Source organism: Parafrankia elaeagni (genome assembly GCF_000374165.1).
GTDB classification, from domain to species: Bacteria; Actinomycetota; Actinomycetes; order Frankiales; family Frankiaceae; genus Parafrankia; species Parafrankia elaeagni.
On the sequence record NZ_KB893737.1, the window covers coordinates 35,238 to 55,227 of the forward strand.

Here is a 19,990-nt window from a genome sequence, read left to right on the forward strand (position 1 = left end):
CCAGAGGAGTGGCACAATGATCACCTTCGAGGTGACGGCCGACCAGAATCCTTTCCTGCCACCTGGCGAAACCGACATCGACGCCATCGTGAACGTGCAGGCGACGACGGGCGGCGCCGTGGCCGTCCCGGAGCACCATGCCATCGTGCTGATCGTCGACGTCTCCGGCTCGATGGGGTCCCCACCCAGCAAGCTGATGGCCGCGAAGGCAGCGGCACGGGTGGCTGTCGAGAACCTTCCGACCGGAACCCGTTTCGCGGTCATCGCCGGCGACCACGAGGCTCGGGCCGTCTACCCGGCCACCGGCCTCGCCCACGCCGACGCGGACACCCGGCCGGCGGCCGTGGCCGCCATCCGCAAGCTCGCACCCCTCGGCGGGACGGCGATGGACACCTGGCTGGTACGGGCCCGCCAGGTGTTCGACCGGGACCAGGCAGCCGTGATCCGACAGGCGGTCCTGCTCACCGACGGTTACAACGGGTCTCCGCGCTCACAGCTGGAAGCCGCGGTCCGCCAGAACGAGGGCCACTTCCGCTGCGACTGCCGGGGCATCGGCCAGGGGTGGAAGGCCGAGGACCTCCTGTTCATCTCGGGCCGATTGCAGGGCGCCGCCCTCGACGCACCCACCGGCGAGGATCTGCAGAACGACTTCCGCGTCCTGGTCGCGGCGGCGGCGAAGCGGGCGGCGAATGCCGTGCGGCTCCGGATCTGGGTCCCCTTCGGGGCCCACATCCGCTATCTCAAGCAGGTGGCGCCCACGATTCAGGATCTGACCCCGTACGCGGTCCCCGTCGACGGCCAGACGTTCGACTTCCCGATCGGTGACTGGGGAACCGAGCAGCGCGACTACCAGATCGGTGTCGGCGGCCTGCGTCCCGACGAGCCCGACGAGGAGGATGACGAGGAGGAGAGCCTACCGAGCCTGGCCGGGCGCGTCCGGGTCGTTCACGGCGGCCCGGGAGCCGGACCGGACGGCACCGGACCTGCCGCCGCGGAGATCCTCGCCCAGTGGACCGAGGACGTCGTCCGCTACTCCGAGGTGAACCAGCAGGTGGCCCGGTACACCGGGCTGGTGGGCTACGACGAGGCCGTCCGTCTGGGTATCTCAGCGTACGGCCAGGGCGACCTGGAGCAGGCACGCGAGCACCTGGGCCGCGCGGTCCAGCTCGCCTACGAGGCGGGCGAACAGGGCAAGATCAACCTGCTGGCCCACAGGCTCGTCTCGATCATCGACGCCGCCACCGGTGACGTGGAGATCCGCTCCGATGTGAGCGAGCACGAGCTCCACGTCTCGGAGCTGCGCTCACGGTGGACCGCGCCCATCGGCGGCTGACCACCGAAGCCGGCCGCCCGAAGCCGGCCGCCCGGGGCGGGGCGGCCGGGGCGGGGCGGCCGGGGCGGGGCCTCACACCTCCGGCCAGACCGGGTTCTCCTCGAGGGGACTGGCGCGGGGCCCCAGGAACTCCTCGAACCAGGTGCGGTAGCTCGTGGCCCACCGCCCGTCTCGCATCATGTCCCGCAGCGCCCCGTTGACGAACCGGACGAACTCGTCGTCCCGGGCGGCATCCGTCGCCGCCACGCCTGTTCCGCTGCGCCGCAGGGCCACGCCGTACGGCTCGGCCAGGTCAGCCTGTTCCGCGGGCGTGGTGAACGCCTCGTCGAAGGCCCCGGGATCGACCATGAGGTAGTCATCCCGAGCGGCCATGCCGGCGAGGATGACATCGTCGGTCGCGACAGCGTCGGCCTCCCCCTGTTGCACCGCGACCAGGCAGTCGGCGGCGCGCGGACGAACGGTGACGGTCAGCGGCGGTGAGCCGGCGGCCAGCGCCCGCCGGGCGGCGTCGGCGACCTTCCGCTCGGAGGTGCTGCCGGACGTCGAGCAGACCGTGAGACCCGCGAGATCGCCGATGGAGCCGAGACCGGCGTTCCTGGGAACCAGCAGCTTGAAGCTGGATTCGAAGTACACCCCGGAGAACAGGATGCCGTCGTCGTCGGTGTCCGGGTTGTCGGCCTTCCTCTCACAGGTGATGGTGTAGGTCGCGACAACGAGATCGATCCCGGAGTCCGGGTCGTTGACAAGCGGGCCACGGTCGCCTGTCGTCACCGGCCGGAACCGCACCCGGCCAGGATCGTCATCGCCGAACAGGGCGGCGGCGACACCCCGGGCGATGTCGACGTCGAACCCGACCAGTTCGAGATCCGGCCAGTTCATCGAGCCCGCGGGCGGCGAGTCGGTGGTGATGGCGACAGTCAGGTAGCCCCGGCTGTGGATCTCGGCCATCGCCGAACCGGCGGGGAAAGCACCGGGGGGCGGCATCGACGCCGGTGGTGCCGGGCTCCAGCGGACGGGCCGGCCGTCAGCGCAGGTCTGCGCCCTCGGCGTCCCGCCCGCCGCGAGGGAGCCGGGTGCCGTGCCGGTACCACCGCCCGGAACGCGCGCCGACCCTGTGATCGTCACATCGGGCGACGGGCGGGGCGTGGCGACCGGGCTCACGGCGATCTCGCTCGGGAACCGCGCCTCTGTCGTGCCGCAGGCGGCGAGCGCGGTCGCGGCCAGGACGGCGGCCGCGGCGGCCAGGGCAGCGGCTCGCGAGTGCCGCGCACGACGCCGTCTCCCCGGCTCCCGGCCCGTCCCGAGGTCGGCGCTCACCGCTGGTACCGGTAGGCACGGAGACGCCGCGCCATGCCCGACACGACCAGCCCGCTCCCCACGAGCAGAACACCTCCGGCGGCCACACCGAGGGCCGTCAGCACCGGGGAGGTGGCATCCGCCATGTGGGTGCGGAACCTTTCGGTGCTGCTGCCGGCCGCGTCGTCAAGCTCCCCGTCGAGATCGGCGAACAGCGCCGCGCCCGGCCCTGCCGTCAGCAGCGCCGCGTCGCGGAAGGCGCTCCCGTCCGAGCCGACCCCGGAAAGCAGGTCCGTGACCTCCGTGCGGTTCTCACGCCAGCGCCGTAGCCGGCTGTCGATGCGGGCCACGGCCTCCGCCGGCAGTTCCTCGACCGTGAGGGCCCGGTCGAGACCGGCGAGCGAGCCCTCCCACCCCTCGTCGTAGGCGGTGTCGACTCCCAGCGACAGCATGTCGAGGTTCTCGTCGGCGCGGGCCTGCGAGGCGAGGACCCGGGCCTGGGACAGCGTCACCATCGGTACGTATCCTTCGCTCACGCTGTTCTGGGCTCGTGATTCCCGGAGCAGGACGCCGGCGCCGAACAGACCGGCGGCGGCCAGCAGGCAGCCGGTCGCCGCCAACAAACGCGCCTCGAAGACCCGGCGGCTCCGCCGGAAACAGTAGACCTGCAATGCCAGCAGCCCCGTTCCACCGCCGGCGAAAAGCAGCAGGAGCAGCAGATCGGTGCCGCCGTCGGTGGCGGCGTTGAAATCGGCGTCGACCTCGTCACCGGCGATCTGGATCAGATTGTCGACCCGCGGGATGATCTCGTATCGGGCCAGTTCGGACGCTTTCCTGAGATAGGCCTCGGCAGTCGCGCTGCCCGTCCGGACATGGGCCCGGGCGGTCTCCACCAGACCGGTGTACCGCGGGATCAGCTCCCCCAGCCTCGTCAGCAGGTCACCCGCGCACACCGGTGTGGCCGGCGAGCCGCCGGCGCCGGCGCCGGCCAGGCAGCCGGTGATGCCGAGCTGTTGGATCCGGACGATTCTCGCGGCGGCGTCCTCGACATCGCCGGCGGTGGAGGTCCGCCCGGGTCGGGCCAGGTAGGCCGACCGCCGTTCCTCGGACGTGTCGAGATCGGGATCGGTGAGCACGACGTGCTCGAACGCCAGGGCCGCCGCCAGCGCGTCGGCGTTCGACACCTCGCTGCGGACATGCTGGGCCTCGATGACGATCTCGCCCGCCCGATCCCTGGTGTTGGCCAGTGCGGCGCCGCCGAGCACCGTCTGACCGGTCGCCGCCACCGCCGCGACCAGCAGCCACCCGGCCACCAGGAGCGCGGCCCAGCGAAGCCGGCTCGGCGTGTCGAGCCGGCGCCGGACGGCCGCCGAGCGGCCGCTCACGGTTTGCGCCGGAGCCACGCGCTGTACAGTGTTGACCACAATCCGGCAATATAGTCTTCTTCATCAATCATCGGCTTGCCCACCACTCGGGTACCCGCACCGCGAAGAACCACATGACCAAGGTTGGTAACCGGTTGTTTCGGGTCACGCCGACACCAGCGCTGTCCACCCGTCGGCCGGCGGGCGTGTGCCAGCCCACGGGGCCGAGAGGACCAGGCCGCCGTGATGCCCGATGATGGTCGTCGACCACGCGGAGCTCGCCAGGGCACTGCCGCACTACCTCATCGGCGAGAAGCTGGGTTCGGGGTCGTTCGGGCTGGTGCTGGCCGCGACGCACCGGGAGATGGGCCGCCCGGCCGCGATCAAGGTGATGCCGGCCCTGGCGCGACCGGACGACACCGGCGCCGAGGATCGGCTCCTCGCCACGCTGGACCATCCACACGTGGTGCGGGTCTACGACTCCATCAGGACCGACGCCCTGTTCCTGGTGGTGATGGAACTCCTGGCCGGCGGCACCCTGACCCGGCGCCAGGCCGATCTGGGGCCGGAACAGGTGTGCGCGCTCGGCCTGGCGGTGGCCGCGGCGCTGACCGAGATCCACCGCAGCATGCTGCACCGCGATCTCAAACCGGACAACATTCTGTTCACGGCGGACGGGAGGACGGTCAAGGTAAGTGACTTCGGCATCGCGAAGCCTTTGGCCGGAGCGGCGACCACCGCCAGCAAAGTCGTCGGCACGCCGGTCTACATGGCGCCCGAACAGCTCACCGGCGGCCGACTCACCCCGGCGACCGACCTGTACGCGCTCGCCACCGTGCTTTACCAGATGCTCTCCGGCCGGCCCCCGTTCCGCGCGGATCACCTGGGCATCCTCTGGCAGCAGAAGCAGGACGGCCCGCCGCCGCTGACCGACGTGCCCGGCCCGGTCGCCGCGGCGATCATGCGCGCGCTGGCCGCGGACCCCGGCGACCGGTACTCCCATGCCACCGGGTTCTCCCTGGCCCTCGCCCAGGCAGCGGCCGCTGCCTACGGTCCGCGGTGGATCTCCCGTACCGGCATGCATCTGTACCTCGACGACGACGTCCGTCGTGCCGCCGAGGCGCGGCAGCCCTGTCCCCCCACCCCCCCTGACACCCTCGTCCTCCCTGACGCTCTCGTCTCGGCCCACGACCTCGCCATCGACCTCGCCCAGGACGGTCGCGCCGACGCCGCTCACGCCCTCGGCGAGCAGACCTTCATCCGGCGCCGTGACACCCTGGGGCCCGACCACCCCGACACACTGGTCTCGGCCTTCAACCTGGCCGTCTACCTGGGCATGCTCGGCCGGTACCGAGAGGCCCGCGCGGTCGGCGCGGACGTCCTGGCCACCCGCCGCCGGATCCTCGGCCACCTCCACCCCGACACCCTCCGCGCCGGAGAGGCCCTCCTGTGGTGGGTTCAGCAGGAGAAGGAGCTTCCCGCTCCGGACCCGTCCGTGGGCGCGGCGGACCGGGTGTGACGTCAGCAGTCGACGGCGTGCTCGGCCAGCTCGGCCCGCAGTGTGGTGAGCGTCGGGTTGTCCGGCCAGGTGCTGTCGTTCTCGACCTCGTGCTGGGTGCCGCGGGCATCGCGTATCTCATCGACGTCGAAGGCGCCGACGAGGCCCTTGCCGGAGGAAGGCACGTCGTTCTCGAGTTCGACGTCGCAGGTCTGCGGGTCCGCGTCGGTGTTCACGATGATGTGCGCGTCGTAGGCGACAAGACGGGACTTCCCGTTCTTCTTCTCCCGGTCCGCTGACACGTCGACCGTGCCGTAGCCGTGGGAGCGCAGCTTCTCCGCGAACCTGTCCGCGTCGCTTTCGGAACCGCAGGCCGAGAATCCGGCCACCGCGACCGAGGTGAGCGCGACCGCGAGTGCCCGGTTGACGAAAGGTGCCTGCCGCCGCCTGGCCATGATCTTCATCTGCGCCTTTCCTGAGAGGAGGGATCGACACAGATTGCACCGTTCGCCGGATGTGCACGTGTACGTGTCGCCTAACGAACAACGCCAACCCGGACCGGCGGCGCACCGAAAGTGACGCGCCCACCCCGCTGCGCGACATCACAGGAGCGCGGCAGGCCGCACAGCGGCACGGACGCCCGCCCGTCAAGGGGGGCAACGCGAAGATTCACCGGAAGGCAGCCCGCCAAATCAAGGTCAGATCTCTTCGTGCTCACACGTGTCCCACGAACGACAGCCGAAAACGAACGCCGGATCCGACCTTCTCCGGCATCGTGTTGCTCCTCGACAACAACTTTGACGACCGTTCGTGAAACGGCTCGGGTGAATCTCGCGGAGGCAGGAATGGGCGGCAGGCGGCGGGACCGGAGTGTGTTTCGGTCGGTGTCCGGGGGCATCGTCGCGTCGGTGTTGGCGGTCATGGCCGCGGGATGCCAGGAGGGCAGCCTCGCGGCCCTCCCGGCCACGACGCCGACCACGGCACCAGTGGCGGCGCCGCCGGCCACCACCGCGCCCACAGCCGCTCCCGCCCAGGCCACCGGTACCCCGGCGGAAGACCTGCGCGCGGGGGACTACGTGCTCACGGCCGGTCCGGAGACCGTGGACTTCGAAAGCTCGGGCGGCGCCGACGACCCGGACAGCGACAGCAGCGCGATGCGCGCCGAGATCGCGGCGTGTGTCGGCGTCCCCGGCTACGACCCGCCCCCGCCCTCGGACGAGACGACGGGCGACATCTTCACCAACATCGAGGAATCCGACTTCCAGGCGATCAGCCGGGCAAAGATTCTGCCCGCGGAGCAGATCAGCGAGAACGCCGAGATCGTGACGAGCCCCCGTTTCGCCGACTGCTACCGCGGCGCACTGGAGGAGCAGCTGGCAGGTGAGGACTCGAGCGGTTTCACCTACGAGATCGTCGCGGTCGAGACACCGTCCCCGCCACCGGGAGCCACCGCGCTCGTCCGCACCTCGATGGGCATCACGGACGAGTACGGCACCTACGGCTACGTCTTCGACACCGTCTACTTCTACGTCGGCCAGGTCGCCGTCGAGCTCGAGGTCCACAACATCCAGGACGTCCCGCCGCCGGCCGTCGAGCAGGGCCTCATCGACCAGATCGCGGACAAACTGACCAACCAGTGATGATGATGTCGCCTCCCCTGCCGTCAACCCGACCCAGCGGCCAGGGCCTGCTCGCACAGCCACAGCACAGGTGACGCACAGCACCCGCAAGGACGGCTCGAGCAGTGTGGCGGTACAGGATCAGCCGCGCGCCGAGGGAGAAGACATGGCGAACCGTCACCGGTCGAGCCGGACACCGACCTACGAGGGCCGTTCACTGGCCCGCCCCGAGGAGGAGATCGTCGGCCAGGGGCTGGCCTTCGACGTCGGGACGATGGTGAGCCGGCGGCGCATGCTCGCCTTCTTCGGCGTGGGTGCGGCGGCGGCGGGCCTCGCCGCCTGCACGCCGGGCCAGGTCGAATCCTCGGGAGCCGCGGGATCCTCGGGTGCCGCGGCGTCCGCGTCGGCCGGTACCGCGGCGGGTACGGCTGCCGGGGAGATCCCGGAGGAGACCGCCGGCCCCTACCCCGGCGACGGGTCGAACGGGCCGGACGTCCTCGAACAGAGCGGTGTCGTCCGCAGCGACATCCGCTCCAGCTTCGGCGGCGCGACCGGCACCGCCGAAGGCGTGCCCATGACGCTGGAACTGACGGTCACCGACCTCGCCAACGCCGGCGCCCCCTTCGCCGGGGTGGCCGTGTACGTGTGGCACTGCGACCGCGAGGGCCGCTACTCGATGTACTCCGAGGGCGTCGCCGACCAGAACTACCTGCGCGGCGTCCAGATCGCGGACAGCGCCGGCACGGTCCGCTTCACCAGCATCTTCCCGGCCTGCTACTCCGGACGCTGGCCGCACGTCCACTTCGAGGTCTACCCCGACCAGGCCAGCATCGCCGACTCCACCAGGGCCGTCGCCACCTCACAGGTCGCGCTGCCACAGGACGTCTGCGACCAGGTCTACGCGCAGGCTGGCTACGAGGCCTCGGTGACGAACCTGGCGCGCGTCAGCCTCGCGAACGACAACGTCTTCGGCGAGGACTCCGCCGCCAGCCAGCTCGGCACCGTCACCGGCGACGTCACCACCGGGTACACCGTCGCCCTCGCCGTCGGCGTCGACACCACCACCACAGCCGGCGGAGGTGGCGGAGGGCAGGCTCCGGGTGGAGGCGGCCAGGGCCCCGGCGGCGGGCAGCCCCCGTCCGGCGCACCCGGTGGTCAACCACCGGCCAGGTCCAGCTGACCGACCGCCTCCGGCCCAGCACGAGGCCTGTTCCGAAACCGAGAACCGGCATCACTCCAGCCGGTACTTCGAGGTCGTAGATGCGAGGTCGACGCCGGCGGAGGTCGAGACCCTCATCCGGGTTCCAGCCAGAAGCGTCGGCGTTGGAAGGCGTAGGTGGGCAGGTCCGCGCGGCGGGCGCCGGCCCCCACGAAGAAGGCATTCCAGTCGACCGGGATGCCCCGGGTATGCAGGGCGGCCAGCAGCTCGGTGACGGCGCGGATCTCATCGCGGCCAGGCGACAGCAGCGCCAGGTCAGCGGCTCTCCCCTCCGGTACGACAGCGGACCTGGCGCTCGGTCCGCCGTCCGGCCCGGGCCGACCCACGATCACCGTCGTCGCGTTCGCGGGGATGCGGTGGACGTCCCAGGGAATCGGCCCGGACGAGGGTGCGGGTGACGGCGGCGCCCAGATGAGGGCGCGGGCGTCGTCGAGGGTGAGGGTGCCGGTCAGGTGCGCGGCGGCGATCTCGCCGGATCCCTGGCCGAGGCGGACGTCCGGACGCACCCCCCAGGATTCCAGCAGTCGGGCCAGGGCCACCTGGACGGCGAATCCCGTCCAGACCGCCCGCGAGGTCTCGTCGGGTGCCGGGCCGACGGTGCGCAGTGCGGCCGCGAAGGCAGGGAAGCGCCCGGCGAGCGCGCTGCCGGTTCCCGCGAGCGCGCCGGGCCGGTCGGGGAACACCAGGACGAGCGGCGGTCCGGACGTCGTGCCGTCCGACGTGGGCAGGCCGGTGCCCTCGGTGCCGGCAGCGCCCCGGGTCACCGTGACGGCGGAGACTCCGGCGAAGGCGTCCGGGCCGGTCGTCTCCGGGTCGGAGCCCGCTGCCAGGGCCGCCAGGCCGCGCCGGAAAGCGGCGGAGTCGCAGGCCACGAGCACCGCGCGGTGCTCGAAGGCGGAGCGGCCGGTCGCCAGCGAGTACGCGACGTCGACCGGGGCGGGCTCGGGCCGCTCGGCGAGGTGGGTGAGCAGCCGGTCGGCCTGGCCGCGCAGGCCGGCCGGCGACCGCGCCGACAGCAGCCATGGGAGCACATCCAGCGCGGGCTCGGCGGGGGGCTCGGCGGGGGGCTCGGCGGAAGACTCAGCCTCGGGCTCGGCGGGGGGCTGTTCGAGGATCGCGTGGGCGAGGGTGCCGTTGGCGCCGAAGGAGGAGACGCCGATCCGGCGGGGGCGGCCGTCGGTCGCCGGCCAGGGCCGGGGCTGGGTGAGCAGGGCGATGCTGCCGTCGGACCAGTCGGCGTGCGGGGTCGGGGCGTCCACGTGCAGGGTGCGCGGGAGGACGCCGTGCCGCATCGCCAGCGCCGCCTTGATGATGGCGCCGGCCCCGCCCGCCGCCTGGGTGTGCCCCAGGTTGGACTTCAGCGAGCCGAGCCACAGCGGGCGGTCGGCGGGACGTCCGCGGCCGTAGGCGGCGAGGAGGGCCGCGAGTTCGATCGGGTCCCCGACGGGGGTGCCGGTGCCGTGTCCTTCGACGGCGTCGACGTCGCCGGGGGTGAGGCCGGCGTCGGCGAGGGCGCGGGTGATCAGACGTTCCTGGGAGGCGGCGCTGGGGGCGGTGAACCCGTTGGTGGCACCGCTCTGGTCGACGGCGCTGCCGCGGACCACCGCGTGTACCGGGTGGCCGTGGCGCCGGGCTTCGCTGAGCCGTTCGACGAGCAGGACACCGACGCCCTCGGAGATGCCGGTGCCGTTGGCGGCGGCGGCGAACGACTTGCAGCGGCTGTCCGGGGCCAGGCCCTGGCCCTGGCGGGTCGTCTCCTCCCACAGCTCGGTCGTCGCGAGCACCGACACCCCGCCGACCAGCGCGAGCGAGCACTCGCCGCGCCGCAGAGCCTGGCTGGCCAGGTGCAGGCCGACGAGGGACGAGGCGCAGGCCGCGTCGAGAGTGACGCAGGGGCCTTCGAGCCCGAGTGTGTACGAGACCCGCCCGGACGCGATGCTCCCGGCACTGCCGAAGTAGGTGTAGCCGTCGATGCCGGGCGGGGGCGGGCGCAGCCGGTAGCCGTAGTCGTGGAAGATCACGCCGAAGTACACGCCGGTGCGGCTGCCCCGGGCCGTGCGCGGGTCGATGCCGGCGTGCTCGAACGCCTCCCAGGACGTCTCCAGCAGCAGCCGCTGCTGCGGGTCGGCGGCCAGGGCCTCGTTCTCCGACATCCCGAAGAACTCCGGCTCGAAGTCGGCGGCGTCGTGCAGGAAGCCGCCACCGAAGCAGGGCAGGGCCGAGGTGTCCCACCCGCGGTTGTCCGGGAAGCCGGAGATGGCGTCGCCACCGGCCGCGACGAACCGCCACAGCTCGTCCGGGGAGCGCAGGGTGCGCGGGCCGCCGGGGAAGCGGCAGGCCATCCCGATGACGGCGATGGGTTCGGACGTCGCGGCGAGCTGCCGGCGCAGCCGTTCGTTCTCCTTCATCGTCGCGCGCAGCGCTTCGATGAGCCGGTCAGCGGACGCGGTCACGATGCCTCCGGGAGGGTCGTGCGGACAGGACGGGCCGTGCGGACAGGACGGGGCCGTGCGGACGGGACTGGTCGTCGGCGGCGCCGGTCAGGAGTCGTTCTCACCGAGGGCCAGCCGGATCAGGGTGTCGGCGTCCATCTCGTCGAACGCGGCGTCCAGCCCCGGCCCCACGCCCGCGTCGGTTTCCGCTCCCGCTCGTTCTTCTGCGCCTCCCACCCGCTCTCCTGCGCGCTGGCCGGCGATGGTGACCGGTTCGCCCGCCGTGGCCGGAATCGCGTCCTCGGCGTGGTTCCGGCCGGGAGGGGTGAGGGGGGAGGGGGAGACGGCTGCGGGATCGGCGACAGCGGCGACATCGCCTGGTGTGGTGGTGGTGTTGAACAGCTGGTCCCGCAGGTGACCGGCGATGACGGCGGGGGTCGGGAAGTCGAAGACGAGCATCGGACGCAGCCGCACGCCCGTGGCGGCGGTCAGCCGGTTGCGGAACTGCAGCGAGGCGAGCGAGTCGAACCCGAGTTCCTTGAACGGGCGATGCGGGGCCACCGCGTCCGCGGAGGTGTGGCCGAGCGCGGCCGCGGCGATGGCGCAGACGGCGTCCAGCAGGGTCTTGTCGCGTTCGGCGGCGCTGAGTCCGGCGAGGCGCGCGGCCAGCGTGGGCCCGGTGGCACCGGCGTCGTCGGCGGTACCGGGCACGGTTCGGCGCCGCGGGGTGCGGACGAGGTGGCGCAGCAGCGGCCCGGCGGCGTCCGCGGGCAGGGCCCCCCGCAGGTTGATCCGCATGGGCAGCAGGACGGGCCGGTCGCCGGCGAGGGCGGCGTCGAGCAGGGCCATGCCGTCCCCGGCGGAGATCGGAAGCAGCCCGTTGCCGGTCATCCGGCGGCGCAGCTCGGTGGGGTCGAGGTGGGCGGCCATGGCGCCGCGGGCCGCCCAGTAGCCCCAGCCGAGGGCAACCGCGGGGAGCCCCGCCGCCCGGCGGCGGTGGGCGAGTGCTTCCAGGAAGGCGTTGGCGGCGGCGTAGTTTCCCTGCCCGGGGCTGCCGAAGGTCGCCGCGGACGAGGAGAACAGCACGAAGGCGGCCAGGTCGTGGCCGCGGGTCAGCTCGTGCAGGTGCAACGCGGCGTCCGCCTTGGGGCGCAGCACCCGGTCGAGCCGCTCGGGGGTGAGCGAGCTGAGCACGCCGTCGTCGAGGGTCCCCGCGGTGTGGACGACCGCGGCCAGCGGGCGGTCCTCGGGAATCGCGGCGAGCAGGGCGGCGAGCGCGGCCCGGTCCGCGACGTCGCAGGATGCGACCGTGACCTGCGCGCCCAGCGCGGTGAGGTCCGCCACGAGGGCGGCGGCACCGGGGGTGCCCGGGCCGCCGCGGCTGGCCAGCAGCAGGTGTCGGACACCGTGCGCGGTGACCAGATGACGCGCGACCAGCCCGCCGAGCGTTCCCGTACCACCGGTGATCAGTGTGGTGCCGTCCGTCCGCCAGGGGGCGGGGGTGGCGGGGGCCGCGGGCGCTGCCGACGCGCGGACGAGACGCTGGCCCAGGAGCAGGCCGTCCCGGAGGGCGACCCGCGGTTCCCCGGAGGTGAGGGCCGCCGGCAGGGCGCGCGGTGAGGACGGGGCGGCGTCGACGTCCACGAGCAGGAACCGGTCCGGGTTCTCGGACGCGGCCGAGCCGAGCAGGCCCCACACCGCGGCCGCGGCGAGATCGACATTCTGGTCGCCCGGGACGGCAGCCACCGCGCCGCGGGTCACGGCGACGAAACGGGTGGCGGCGAAACGGTCGTCGCCGAGCCAGGCCTGTGCCCGCTCCAGCGCCTGATCCAGGCCGGCGCGCACGGCCACCGCCGTGTCGGTGGGCTCTCCGGACGTCACCGCAGGCGTCTTCGGCGTCTCCGGCGTCTCCGGCGGGGCGCAGGTGACCAGGACGACGTCCGGAACAGGCTGTGTCGCGCCGTTGCCGCCGCCGCCGTCGACACCGCCACCGCCGCCAGCTGCCTCGGCGAGATCGACGCAGCCGTGGACGTTCACGCCGGCCAGCGCGAGGGCGGTGCGCAGGCCGAACGGATCCGGCCCCACCACGGCCCAGCGCAACGCCGGCCCGACCGGTGCCACGGGCGGAGTGACGGGTAACCAGTCGAGTGCGAACATCGCGTCGGCGACCACGGCCGGGCGGATGTGCAGGCGTTCGGGCTCGGTCTGCCCGAAGGCGATCGCGCCGACGGTCGCGACCGGTGCGCCGGTGTGGTCGGCGAGGGTCAGCGCGACCGTGTCGGATCCCGCCGGGTGGACGTGCACCCGGACGGTCCGGGCGCCGGTCGCCAGCAGGCGCACGTCCCGGTAGGTCCGGGGCAGGACGATCGGCGCGGTGGCCGGCGCCCCGATCGGCGGAGTGCGGTCAGCGGATGCCGACTGACCGGCAGGTACGGCGCTCGGGCCGTTCGCCAGGTGGTGCCAGAGCACGAGCTGCCCGGCGGCCGCGAGCAGCGCCGGGTGCAGGTCGAAGCCCGCTCCGGAGATGTCCGCCTCGGCGTCCTGACCGCCGATGCCGTCGACCTCACCATCGCCAGCGCCGCGGGGAGCGGCGGCGGCTACGGCGACCTCGGCGAACAGGCCTGCCGTTCCCTGCCACACCGCGGTCAGACGTGGGCCGTCCCCCGGGCTGTCGCCGTGGCCGGCCGCGCGCAGATCCGCGTGGAGGGCGTCGACGTCCAGCGGTGCCGCGCCGGCGGGGGGCCAGGAGGTCAGATCGACGCCGCCGTCGAGCGCCCCTGCACCACCCGGCACTGCACCACCCGGCACTGCGCCATCCGATACTGCGCCACCCGGCACCTTGCCGGGCGAGACGTCGTCCTCTCCCGCCGGGGAGGTGCCGTCGGTCAGCGTCGCTGTCGCGTGGGTGCTCCAGGGGGCGTCGGCGGGGGCGTCGTCCGGGCTGGTGTGCAGGGTCAGTGTGCGGCGGCCGGTGCCGTCGGGCGGACTGATCCGGGCCTGGACGCGCAGCGCCCCGGCTCCGGCCTCCGGCAGCAGCAACGGCTCGGCCATGGTCAGCTCGGCGACGCCATCCGCACCGACCTCGTCGCCGGCGCGGATCGCGAGCTCCAGCAGGATGGCGTCCGGCGCGACCGGGACGCCGGCCAGTGTGTGGCCGGCGAGCCACGGATGGGCCGCCGGGGCGATCCGGCCGGTCAGCAGCAGGCCGCCGTCGGCCAGCGGGACGGCGGCGCCGAGCAGCGGATGTCCCGGATGCCCCGGCGTCTCCCGGCCGCCGGCGGAGGCCAGGCCGGTGCCCGGCAGGCCGGTGGACGCCGCGCCGCTGCCGAACGTGGCGGCGAGGTTGGGTGCTGACGTCCGCGGCCAGAAGCGCCGGCGCTGGAAGGCGTAGGTCGGCAGGGCGGCGGGGCGGGCGGACGTGCCTGCGAAGGCGGGCTGCCAGTCGACGTCCACGCCGCGGACGTGGGCCTGGGCGAGCGCGGCGAGGAAACGGTCCGGGCCGCCGCGGCCGCGTTCCAGGGTGGGGAGGACGGCGATGTCGCCGCCGGCCTCCTCCGCTGTCTCGGTGAGCCCGAACCCGAGCACCGGATGGGGGCTGACCTCGACGAACGTGTCGAAGCCGGCGGCGAGCAGCGCCCGGGTGGCGGCGTCGAACAGCACCGGTTCGCGGGTGTTGGAGTACCAGTAGTCGGGGCCGGGCTGGGTGCCAGTGGCGGTGCCGGTGGCGTCCAGCAGGCCGCCGGTGACGGTCGAGTAGAAGGGGATCCGGCCGGCGGTGGCGGTCACCGGCCGCAGGATGTCCGTCAGTTCGGCGCGGATGTCGTCGACCTGGGCGCAGTGGGTGGCGACGGAGGCGGCGACCATCCGGGCACGCACACCGGCGGCGTCCAGTTCGGCGAGCAGTTCGGTGAGCGCGTCGGTGTCGCCGGCGACGGTGACCTGGCGGGGTCCGTTGACGCCGCCGACGGCGAGCCGGCCGTCGAAGCGGGCGAGGCGGGTGGCGACATCGGCGGCGGGCAGCGCGACGGAGGCGAGCGCACCGCGGCCGAGCAGGCGGTCGGCGAGCAGCCGGCTGCGCAGCGCGATGACGCGGGCGGCGTCGTCGAGCGAGAGCAGGCCGGCGACGTGGGCGGCGGCGACCTCCCCCTGGCTGGTGCCGACCACCGCCGCCGGGGTCACGCCGTAGGCCTCCCAGGCCGCGGCCAACGACACCATCATCGACATGAGCGCCGGCTGGATCACCTCGATGGCCTCCAGCGGCGGCGCGCCCACGGCCCCGCCGACGACGTCGAGCAGGGACCAGTCGAGGTACGGGGCGAACGCCTCGGCGCAGGCGGCCATCCGCTCGCGGAACGGTGGGCAGGAGGCGAGCAGCTCCCGGCCCATGCCGGCCCACTGCGACCCCTGCCCGGGAAAGACGAAGGCGACCCGCGGGTCGGGACGGGCCAGGCCACGCACGGCGAGCACCCCCGCGGCGCTGGCTGAGGCAGCGGCACCGCCGGTCAGGCCGGTGAGCGCCGATGGGACGTCGTCCGCGGGATCCGGCTCCGCGCCGAGCCGGGCGAGACTCGCGCGCAGCTCGGCGTGATCGGTGCCGACGAGGACGGCCCGGTGGTCGAAACGGCTGCGGGTGGCCGCGGTGGCGAGGCCGGCATCCGCCACGGCCAGGCCGGGATGGGCGTCGAGATGATCACCCAGCCGCCGCGCCTGGGCGCGCAGCGCCTGCTCGCTGCGCGCCGACACCAGAATCGGCACGGGCACGGGCACGGGCACGGCGGGCGTCGGCGTGACGGGGGTCGACGCGGGTGCGAGCACCGGCGAGGACGCTTCGTGGATCGTCGGGGCGTCGTCGTCGGGCGCTTCACGGACGATCACGTGGGCGTTGGTGCCGCTGATCCCGAAGGCGGAGATCCCGGCCCGCCGCGGGCCGCGCCCGCGCCCGTCGCGCTCCCCCGCGTCCGGCCGCGGGACGTCCGAGGTCGTGCCGGCGGTGGGGCCGGCGGTGGGGCGGTCGGGCCAGGGGGTCGGCTCGGCGAGCAGCTGGACGGTGCCGCTGCTCCAGTCGACGTGCGGGGTGGGTTCGGCGGCGTGCAGGGTCCGTGGCAGCAGTCCGTGCCGCATCGCCAGCACCATTTTGATCACGCCGGCGACGCCGGCGGCGGCCTGCGCGTGGCCGATGTTGGACTTGAGCGATCCCAGCCACAGCGGGCGGTCCTCCGGGCGGCCCCGGCCGTAGGTGGCGAGGAGCGCCTGGGCCTCGATGGGGTCGCCGAGCTTCGTACCGGTGCCGTGCGCCTCGACGGCGTCCACGTCGGCGGGGGTGAGACCCGCGGCGGCGAGCGCCTGGCGGATCACCCGCTGCTGGGCGGGGCCGTTCGGCGCGCTCAGCCCGTTGGACGCGCCGTCGGAGTTGACCGCCGTCCCCTCGACGACGGCGAGCACGGGATGTCCGTTGCGGCGGGCGTCGCCGAGCCGTTCCAGGACGAGCATCCCGACGCCCTCGGACAGCCCGGTGCCGTCGCCGCCGGCGCCGAACGCCTGGCAGCGTCCGTCCGGCGACAGGGCACGCTGCCGGCTGAACTCGACGTACATCAGCGGCGAGGACATCACGACCGCCGCGCCGGCGAGCGCCAGCGAGCACTCCCCCGTGCGCAGCGCCTGCGTCGCCTGGTGCAGGGCGACGAGCGAGGACGAGCAGGCCGTGTCGATGGTGACGGCCGGTCCGTGCAGGCCGAGGGCGTAGGAGATGCGGCCGGACATCACGCTGGCGGCGTTGCCGATGCCGATGTAGCCCTCCATCGGCTCGGCGGCGGCCATCGCCCGCGGGCCGTAGTCCTGGACGTTCGTGCCGACGAACACGCCCGCCGACGTCCCGTGCAGGGTGGTCGGGTCGATGCCGGCGCGTTCGAGCGCCTCCCAGGACAGTTCGAGCAGCAGCCGCTGCTGGGGGTCCATCGCGAGGGCCTCGCGGGGGCCGATGCCGAAGAACTCGGCGTCGAAGTCGGCGACACCGTCGAGGAACCCGCCGTGGCGGACGTAGGACGTCCCGGGGCGCTCCGGGTCCGGGTCGTAGAGGGCGTCGAGGTCCCAGCCGCGGTCGGCCGGGAACCCGCTGATCGCGTCGCGGCCCTCGGCGAGCAGCTGCCACAGGTCCTCGGGGGTGCGGACCCCGCCGGGCAGCCGGCAGGCCATGGCGACGATCACGATCGGATCGGCGTCGACGGCACCAGCGCCGGCGCCGGCCCGGCCCGTTCCCCCGCGCGGCACCGCGACCGCGCCTGCACCCGAAGCCGCGCCCGACCCCGAAGCCGCCGCGTCGACGGTCTCGTCGGCCAGCAGGCCGGCCGGTCCGTTCGCGGCGAGCTCCTCGCGGAGGAACCCCGCGAGCGCCGTCGGCGTCGGGTAGTCGAACACCAGGGTGGCCGGCAGCCGCAGGCCGAGCGCCTCACCGACCCGGTTGCGCAGGTCGACGGAGGTGAGCGAGTCGAAACCGAGATCCCGGAAGGCCCGCTGCGCCCCCACCGCGGACGGGTCGGCGTGCCCCAGCACGGCCGCCGCCCGGGCCCGGACCTCGTCGAGAAGCGCCCGGTCACGCTCGCCGGCGGTCAGCGCCGCGAGCCGCCGGACCAGCGGCGGCACCTCCTCGGCGCCTGCAGTACCTGCGGCACGTGTGGTACCTGCCGGCGCCTCGGACAGCGGGTCGAGCAGTGGGCGGGGCCCGGCCGAGGTGAACACCGGGATGAACCGGTCCCAGTCGATGTCCGCCACGACGACCTGGGTCTCGTCGTGGTCCAGCGCCTGCCGCAGGGCCGCCAGCGCGAGTGGCGCGTCGAGGAAACCCAGCCCGCGAGCCCGCTGTCGCTGCTCCGGATCTCCCGCCTCTCCCCCATCCCCCGTCGCCCCCGCCTCGGTGCCGGTGCCGGTGTCGATGTCGATCGGCAGGGGGCGCCACAGGCCCCAGGCGATCGCGGTCGCGGGCAGGCCGCGGGCGCGGCGGTGCTGGGCGAGCGCGTCGAGGTGGGCGTTGGCAGCGGCGTAGGCAGCGTGGTCGGCGCTGCCCCAGATCCCGACGACCGAGGAGAACAGCACGAACGCGTCCAGGGTGTCGGTGTCGAACAGCTCGTCGAGGCGCCGCGCGACGCCCGCCTTGGTGGCGAGGACGTCCGCGAGCTCGCCGGGTGCGACATCGTCGAAGGGCCGCAGCCCGAGCAGCGCCGCCGCGTGCACGACCGAGCGGATCGTCTTCCCGGCCGCGGTCTGCTCCCGGACGACGGCGGCCAGCGCATCCGGATCCGCGGGGTCGCAGGTGGCCACGGTCAGCCGGAAGGGCCGCGAAGCGGTGCCGTCCGCGTGCAGCGCGGCCAGGTCGAGGTCGTCCGCGCGGTGCGGCCCGGCCAGCACCACATGCTCGGCGCCCTGGTCGGCCAGCCAGCCGGCCAGGTACGGGCCGAGCGGCCCGCCACCGCTGGTCACCAGGACCGTCCCGCGCGGCCGCCACCGCCGTACCGGCGGGCCCGCACCGAGCGGCGCGCGCGACAGGCGCCGGACGAGCACTCCGCCCGGCCGGATCGCGAGCTGGTCCTCGCCCGACGTCCCGCGCAGGGCGGCACGCAGCCGCCCGCGGGCGGCCTCCTCCAGGGTGCCGGGCAGGTCGACGAGCCCGCCCCAGCGGGACGGGTGCTCCAGCGCGGCCACCCGTCCCAGGCCCCACACCTGTGCCTGGGACGGATCAGCCACCGCGTCGCCGGCCTCGGTGGACACCGCTCCGCGGGTGAGGCACCACAGCGGCGCGTCGACCTCCAGGTCGCCGAGCGCCTGCACGAGCGCCAGCGTCACGGCCACCGCGGCGCCGAGGCCGGGCCGGTCGGGATGTTCCGCTCCGGTCAGGGCCAGCAGCGACAGCACTCCGCGCACTGGGGGATCCTGGCCCGCGCCGCAGGCGTCCAGGCGGCGGGCGAGCGCGTCCCGCGTCAGATCCTCGGGACCGAGGCGCACGCTGACCACCTCCGCGCCGCCTTCGGTCAGCGCCAGCGCCACCCCGGTGAGCACCTCGTCCGCGGACATCGCGTCCGCGTCGCCGGTGGGGGGCGCGCCGGGTGCACTGTCGGGTGCGGGTGGGAGGAGCAGCAGCCAGGTGCCGGCCACGCCGGGGTCGTCCGGTAGGAGCGGTTCGTCCGCGGACGGGCGCAGCGGCTCCCAGCCGACCCGGTACCGCAGCCCGTCGAGGACATCCCGGTCGCGGTCGCGGTCCTGGTGATCACGGGCTGGCCCGGTGCGCAGGGCGGGGTTGTCCAGCCAGTAGTGCCGGTGCTCGAACGGGTAGGTCGGCAGGTCTACGGGACGTCCGCCGGCCAGCAGCGGCTCCCAGTCCACCGCCACTCCGCGCACCCACAGTTCCGCCGCGCCGGTGACCAGCCGCCGCAGACCGCCGTCGCCCCGTCGCAGCGACCCGACAGCGACGGTGTCGTGGATGCCGGCCGCCTCCGCGGTGCCCGTGACCGCGGCGGTGAGCACCGGATGTGGGCTGACCTCGAGGAACGTCCGGCAGCCGTCGGTGAGCAGGGCTTCGACGGCGGTGCCGAAGCGCACGGTGGAGCGCAGGTTGCGGTACCAGTAGTCGCCGTCCAGACCCGTCGGGCCCGCCGGGCCGCCGGTCACCGTCGACCAGAACTCGACGTCCGCCGGGCCGGGTGTGACGTCGACCAGTGCGGCGACGAGGCGCTCGCGGAGCTCCTCCACCTGGCTGGTGTGGGAGGCGTAGTCCACCGGCAGCCGCCGGGCCCGCACCCCGTCGGTCTCCCAGCGGGCCAGTATCTCCGCCAGCGCCGCCGGCTCACCCGCCACCGTCGTCGCCGACGGCCCGTTCACCGCCGCCACCTCGACCCGCCCGGCCCACGGGGCCAACGCCGCCTCGACGTCGGCGACCGGCAACGCCACCGACACCATCCCGCCACGACCCGCCAGGCTCTCCCCGATCAGCCGGCTACGTACCGCCACCACCCGCGCCGCGTCCTCCAGCGACAGCACTCCCGCCACACACGCCGCCGCGATCTCCCCCTGCGAATGCCCGACCACCACATCCGGCCGCACCCCCCACGACTCCCACACCGCCGCCAACCCGACCATCACCGCCCACGACACCGGCTGCACCACCTCCACCGACTCCAGCCCCGGCGCCCCCGCAGCACCCCGCAACACCTCGACGACCGACCAGCCCACGAACCGCGAC

The 19,990-nt window shown here is 74.1% G+C and carries 8 protein-coding genes and 1 pseudogene; 4 read left to right on the plus strand and 5 right to left on the minus strand.

The annotated features are described in order from the left end of the window. Positions 1–16 precede the first annotated feature (16 nt). Positions 17–1,333 carry a VWA domain-containing protein gene (locus tag B207_RS34680; protein WP_018638369.1) on the plus strand — a complete coding sequence of 439 codons (1,317 nt, stop codon included), beginning with the start codon at positions 17–19 and terminating at the stop codon, positions 1,331–1,333. Positions 1,334–1,405: 72 nt separating this feature from the next. Here the strand turns inward: B207_RS34680 and B207_RS0119945 are convergent, their stop codons facing one another. Both B207_RS0119945 and B207_RS0119950 read right to left on the minus strand, forming a co-directional pair. Next, positions 1,406–2,650 (minus strand): transporter substrate-binding domain-containing protein, encoded by a 1,245-nt coding sequence (locus B207_RS0119945; protein WP_018638370.1) that lies wholly within the window; start codon positions 2,648–2,650, stop codon positions 1,406–1,408. Continuing rightward, entirely contained in the window at positions 2,647–4,014 is a 1,368-nt protein-coding gene (locus B207_RS0119950; RefSeq protein ID WP_018638371.1) for a hypothetical protein, read from the minus strand. Before B207_RS0119950 ends, B207_RS0119945 begins: the two co-directional genes overlap by 4 nt. Before the next feature lie 232 nt (positions 4,015–4,246). Here B207_RS0119950 and B207_RS34685 point away from each other — a divergent pair, with 232 nt between their 5' ends. Further along, positions 4,247–5,512 (plus strand): serine/threonine-protein kinase, encoded by a 1,266-nt coding sequence (locus B207_RS34685; protein WP_051102596.1) that lies wholly within the window; start codon positions 4,247–4,249, stop codon positions 5,510–5,512. Between the two features lie 2 nt (positions 5,513–5,514). Here the strand turns inward: B207_RS34685 and B207_RS0119960 are convergent, their stop codons facing one another. Continuing rightward, a complete protein-coding gene (locus B207_RS0119960; protein WP_154675500.1) occupies positions 5,515–5,946 on the minus strand; it encodes a hypothetical protein in 432 nt (143 codons plus the stop codon). Positions 5,947–6,336: 390 nt separating this feature from the next. Between B207_RS0119960 and B207_RS0119965 the strand changes: the two genes are divergently transcribed. Then, positions 6,337–7,131, plus strand: coding sequence for a hypothetical protein (locus B207_RS0119965; protein ID WP_018638373.1), 795 nt, complete (start codon positions 6,337–6,339; stop codon positions 7,129–7,131). A gap of 145 nt (positions 7,132–7,276) precedes the next feature. Next, entirely contained in the window at positions 7,277–8,290 is a 1,014-nt protein-coding gene (locus B207_RS0119970) for an intradiol ring-cleavage dioxygenase (RefSeq protein ID WP_018638374.1), read from the plus strand. A 113-nt stretch (positions 8,291–8,403) separates the two neighbouring features. On the opposite strand, the gene B207_RS34690 is transcribed toward B207_RS0119970, so the two are convergent. Together B207_RS34690 and B207_RS34695 are read right to left on the minus strand one after the other, a co-directional pair. Further along, positions 8,404–10,782: a type I polyketide synthase gene (locus tag B207_RS34690; protein WP_018638375.1), complete on the minus strand. Its 2,379-nt coding sequence runs from the start codon at positions 10,780–10,782 to the stop codon at positions 8,404–8,406. Between the two features lie 87 nt (positions 10,783–10,869). Beyond that, positions 10,870–19,980 (minus strand): annotated as a pseudogene (locus B207_RS34695) (type I polyketide synthase); the annotation flags it as partial. Positions 19,981–19,990: the final 10 nt, after the last annotated feature.

Coding starts and splice junctions, on each gene's coding strand:
- B207_RS34680 (WP_018638369.1), top strand. CDS start 17: ATGATCACCTTCGAGGTGACGGCCGACCAGAATCCTTTCCTGCCACCT.
- B207_RS34685 (WP_051102596.1), top strand. CDS start 4,247: ATGATGGTCGTCGACCACGCGGAGCTCGCCAGGGCACTGCCGCACTAC.
- B207_RS0119960 (WP_154675500.1), bottom strand. CDS start 5,946: ATGGCCAGGCGGCGGCAGGCACCTTTCGTCAACCGGGCACTCGCGGTC.
- B207_RS0119965 (WP_018638373.1), top strand. CDS start 6,337: ATGGGCGGCAGGCGGCGGGACCGGAGTGTGTTTCGGTCGGTGTCCGGG.
- B207_RS0119970 (WP_018638374.1), top strand. CDS start 7,277: ATGGCGAACCGTCACCGGTCGAGCCGGACACCGACCTACGAGGGCCGT.